Below are 4,978 nucleotides of genomic sequence, written 5' to 3' on the forward strand. Positions count from 1 at the left end.
TATCGCTCCTTCGGGAGGTTCTGGCAGGCTTCAGAACCCGCCACGATACGCCGCCTTCTCAGGCCCCATCACCCATTTTCAGCCATAGCTCGAAGGAGAACGAGCGACTTCGCAAGGCGGTCTCGGATTTGACCCTGGAGAAGCTGATCCTTCGAGAGGCTGCCTCGGGAAACTTCTAAGCCCCGCCCGCCGCCGGCGCTGTATCGACCACGTCATGGCAACGTTCAATGTGTCCGAACGGTTTGCTTGCCGTGTGCTCGGGCAGCATCGCTCGACGCAGCGCAAGATGCCGACCGGCAGATTAGATGAGGCGGAATTGACCGCCGATATCATCGCGCTCGCCACCCAATATGGCCGCTATGGGTATCGCCGGATCACGGCGCTGCTGCAGGACGCCGGATGAACGGTGAACGTCAAACGGGTCGAACGCATCTGGCGACGGGAGGGGCTGAAAGTGCCGCAAAAGCAGCCGAAGAAGGGTCGGCTCTGGCTGAACGACGGATCCTGCATCCGTCTTCGGCCGGAGTATCGCGACCATGTCTGGTCCTACGACTTCGTCGAGGCCCGAACCCATGATGGACGGAAATTCCGCATGCTCAACATCATCGACGAGTTCACCCGGGAATGCCTGGCGATCCGGATCGACCGCAAGCTGAATTCGATCAGCGTCATCGACGCTCTGACCGACCTGTTCATCCTGCGCGGCGTGCCAACCCACATCCGGTCGGACAACGGGCCGGAATTTATAGCCAAGGCAGTGCGCGAATGGATCCTCGCCGTCGGCGCCAAGACGGCGTTCATCGAGCCTGGCAGCCCCTGGGAGAACGGCTATTGCGAGAGCTTCAACGCCCGACTTCGAGACGAACTCCTGAACGGCGAGATTTTCTACTCGCTGGCCGAGGCCAAGGTGGTGATCGAAAGCTGGCGGCGCCATTACAATACCGCACGCCCGCACTCATCGCTGGGTTACCGTCCGCCGGCACCCAAGGTCGTGCAATGGCCGGCTTCGCCATCCGGCCCGGCTTCACCGGCCACGCCAGCCTTGGCGCCAAGGCCTGTCATGCACTAAGATTTGCCCCGGACCACTCGGTTGGGGCAGGCCAGAAACCTGACCGTTTCAGCATGCTCCTGCGATCGATCTCCACGGCCAGATGTGTCGTTTGCAAATGAGACTTGTGAGGAGAAGATTGGTGCGCTTGCCNCAGGCCAGAAACCTGACCGTTTCAGCATGCTCCTGCGATCGATCTCCACGGCCAGATGTGTCGTTTGCAAATGAGACTTGTGAGGAGAAGATTGGTGCGCTTGCCGCGTGGATCCCCGCAACCATCGTAGCGAACAAACACCGGACGAGGCCGCGGCATCGCCCAAGGCCTCGCCCGTCCTGTCCCACCAGCGGGATGTGGTGGGGCATCACGTCTCCCAATCGAACTACAGCCCCCCGATTCCGTAGTACTCGTCGACCCTGCGGCCATATGCGGGATCATCCCAGTTGGGCGTGTGATCCTGGCCATAGCAGGGCAGGAAACGAAAGCACGGTGATCGCGCCGACCCCAAATAAAACGGCGTTGACCATGCCGTAAATCAGCAAGGCAATACGTGTGTGAGTTCTCACTTTTCCTTTTCTCCCCGAGCTTGTCGTGATGACGACCAAACCGATAGCCCGGCGCTGAAAATTCCGACCTGATCCAGATCATCCAATCATGTGCTTGAGGTGAACTGTGGGCATCAGATTGACGGGCCTGATAGTCGGAACGCTTTGGCAGCGTCAGCCGTTTTATCGCGATACATCAACGACAAGGATATTCGGGATGAAACATTCTCCACTCCTGCTCGCCAGTTGCGCGTTCGTCACGCTCAGCGCGGGTTCAGCCTTGGCCGATTGCGCTGAGGAAATGGCCGCTCTCACCGGGGCGGCCGCAGGGTCCGCCGCGATGAGCGGAACGGCAGATGCAAGCGGCGATGAGGCCGCAGGTGGCACCGGCGTCGCGGAAGGCACCACGACAACCTTTACCGACTCGGGCGAGATCACCACCAGTGGCGGAGCCGAGGTTTCGGCCGCCGATTCTGGCGGCATCAGCAAGGACGGCACGATCGCGCCGCTCGAGACCGATAAGCCGGAAACGGCTGGGGCAGCGGAAGGCGGCGCGGCGTCCTCTGCCACATCGGATGCCGTCCCCGCACCGAGTGATATGACGGCAGGTTCCGCGACCGCCCAAGGGACGTCCTCAGACGCCAATGGCGATCTGGCTGCCTCTGTCGAGTCTGGCAAGTCGACATCCACGTTGGACACCAAGACGTCCACGACGGGGGGCTCAAGTGTACCCGCGACTCCCCCGGCCGCAGCCGATTCAAACGCAAGTAGCAACGCGCCGTCAGGAATCTCCGGCGATAGCGCCGCTTCGTCTTCATCAACTGATGCTGCAGCCACGTCGACCTTGGGAACAGACACGTCCGACCCGAGGAACACGATGCCCGCAGTTGGAGCCGACGCCAGCGTCAACGGAACGACAACGGCCGATACAGGCACCGAAACCGCCGCGACTGACGGCGGACAAATCGTCAAGGACGGCTCGACGATGCCGCTACAGGATGCGGCCGGCACAGCTGATACGGATGTCGCCATGTCCGCCCAGGACGTTAAGGCGCAACAGGAAGGCGAGGACACGGCGGCCGCCGCTGCGACCGGCACGCAAGCCCGCGCCACGGCTTCAAGCGATCCTGCTTTCACGGCCGCGCTTGAAAAGGCGCGGAGCGCCTTGGAGCAGGGGAATGAAGCCGCCTGCCTAACGGCAGTGGAGGAGGCGCGGGCCATTCAGGGCTGAGTTGTGCCACTTGGCCATTTCCTCGCAGAGTGCCTCTGCCCGGTATTTCCGGGCGGAGGCTCCAGATTAACTAACCCCCGCGCGCCCGTCAGCTCTCCGTCCATGCCCATAAGCTGGCCGATCCTCTTCGGCCTCGACGCCCGTCTAGGCCCGGTGCGAATTCCCCCTGAAATGCAGGCGATTCGGCTCGAATGAGATTGAGTTCGGCCCCGCGCCAACACAATGATTGCGCCGTCCGCGCCCGACCACTTCGCGCGGTCATGATCCGCCGGCTGCTCGGGTCCGCCGTGTCTGCCCTCCGCCCGAGATCCACCGCTCGGACCCGAGCCTCGGGAAACTGACTATCGGCGCGAGCAGCGTCAATAGAGCGGGAGAACGATTATCGACACCAGCCGGACCCGGCGACGCGGATGGCGCGGTTGCGCATTGGGCAAGCCAGGAATTTGCGCGGCACCAACGCCGGAGGCGTCGATACCGCGCCGTTTCTTCCCTCCAGGACTGCCCACCTCGGGGAAGCGGCCGAAGTTTATGTCATTATTACGCTTCGTCAATAGACGACACACGTCGACCGCGGTTCAAATATTGAACCCAGCGGGAATTCAGTTTTGCGTACCGGAATAGACCCGCCTGCAATCAGCATGACGCTGGAGAGAACTTGTCGCTCATGCCTGCATTATTTTATAACTTCTTAACACCCAACAATAATAATACCTTACCGATAGATTTGCTAGAGTACGATGGTCATGCGTTCGCTTGAAGATTTCGCTCAGATTGCGTCGGACTGGTTTGGGGAAATGGACGCGAACCTGCGGTTCTCCTATTTCTCTGGGCCGTTCGAGCAGGTGACCGGCGTGGCGCCGACTGCGCTGATCGGCCGGACCCGCCTCGAAATATCAGCCAACTTCGATGATGTGGACCATTGGCGGGAACATTTCGCCGATCTCGACGCACATCGTCCGTTTCGAGATTTCGTCTATCCCTTTAAGCATGGCGACGGTAATTCGCGTTGGTTCAAGATCAGCGGCCGGCCTCGGTTTGATGACGGCGACACGTTTGCCGGTTATCTGGGCGTTGGCACGGATATCACCGCAGAGCGTGCCGCCCAGCAGGACCTTGCGGGAGCGCTTGAAGAGGTCCGCGAAACCAATGCTCGGCTCGAACGCCAGAACCTTCAGTTCGATGCCGCGCTCAATAATATGTCTCCCGGCCTGTGTATGTTCGATGGCGACGAGCGCCTCGTCGTCTGCAACACGCCCTACACAAAGATGTATGGCCTGACGCCGGAATTGACGAAGCCTGGCACCACGCTTCGTGAGATGCTGGACCACAGAATGGCAGCCGGCATCCTTCCGGATATGGACCCTGAGGAGCACATCGAACAGCGCCTCGAATTGGCGAAAAGTCGCGAGCGCAGATACGATCTCCTGGAATTGCGGGACGGACGGGTTTTTTCCATCGTGGTGGAGCCAATGCCCGACGGAGGCTGGCTCGCGACGCATGAGGACATAACCGACCGAAAAACCGCCGAGGCAAAGATCGCGCACATGGCCCGCCATGACCCGCTCACCGATCTCGCCAATCGGGCGCTCTTTCGGGAGCGACTCAACGATGGATTGGCCTGCGCGGCACGCGAGGGCAATGAGATGGCCATGCTTTGCCTCGATCTGGATTATTTCAAGGCGGTGAATGATACGCACGGTCACCCGATAGGCGATGCTTTGCTCATAATGGTGGCGGAGCGACTTCGCTCGTCCGCACGGGAAACCGGCACGGTTGCGCGACTAGGGGGCGATGAGTTCGCCGTCCTGATGCCGGGAGCGACGCCCAAGCTGGCCAGTTCGCTTGCGCGCCGCATCGTTAGCCGCCTTGGTGAGCCCTATGACGTCGATGGCCACCCGGTCGATATCGGCGTCAGCGTCGGGGTCGCCATGGCACCGAGCGATGGCGGGTCATCCGACCAGATATTGCGCAGCTCCGACATGGCGCTTTACCGTGCGAAGGCCGAGGGGCGTGGCACCTATTGCTTTTTCGAGCCCGGGATGGACGCGTCCATGCAAATGCGCCGCCCCCTCCGTGCCAATGACGATGAGACATCGACCACCCGGGAATTTACCCTTGAGGGCGCAGGTAACGTATCGACATGGTAATGCCCCAGA

At 61.0% G+C, this 4,978-nt stretch carries 2 protein-coding genes and 1 pseudogene; all 3 read left to right on the forward strand.

Going from position 1 to position 4,978, the window contains the following annotated elements; translation table 11 throughout:
• Positions 1–92: 92 nt before the first annotated feature.
• A pseudogene (locus tag VQ044_RS23660) lies at positions 93–1,069 on the forward strand (IS3 family transposase); the annotation flags it as partial.
• A gap of 649 nt (positions 1,070–1,718) precedes the next feature.
• A complete protein-coding gene (locus VQ044_RS23665) occupies positions 1,719–2,822 on the forward strand; it encodes a hypothetical protein (protein ID WP_331827811.1) in 1,104 nt (367 codons plus the stop codon).
• 794 nt (positions 2,823–3,616) lie between these two features.
• Entirely contained in the window at positions 3,617–4,969 is a 1,353-nt protein-coding gene (locus tag VQ044_RS25940; RefSeq protein ID WP_442880749.1) for a diguanylate cyclase domain-containing protein, read from the forward strand.
• Positions 4,970–4,978: the final 9 nt, after the last annotated feature.

The sequence above is a fragment of the Aurantimonas sp. C2-5-R2 genome, from assembly GCF_036549495.1.
Classification (GTDB): Bacteria; Pseudomonadota; Alphaproteobacteria; order Rhizobiales; family Rhizobiaceae; genus Aurantimonas; species Aurantimonas coralicida_A.

Bases quoted from the DNA above. Each gene is read 5' to 3' on its own strand.
- VQ044_RS25940 (WP_442880749.1), top strand. From the start codon at position 3,617: ATGGACGCGAACCTGCGGTTCTCCTATTTCTCTGGGCCGTTCGAGCAG.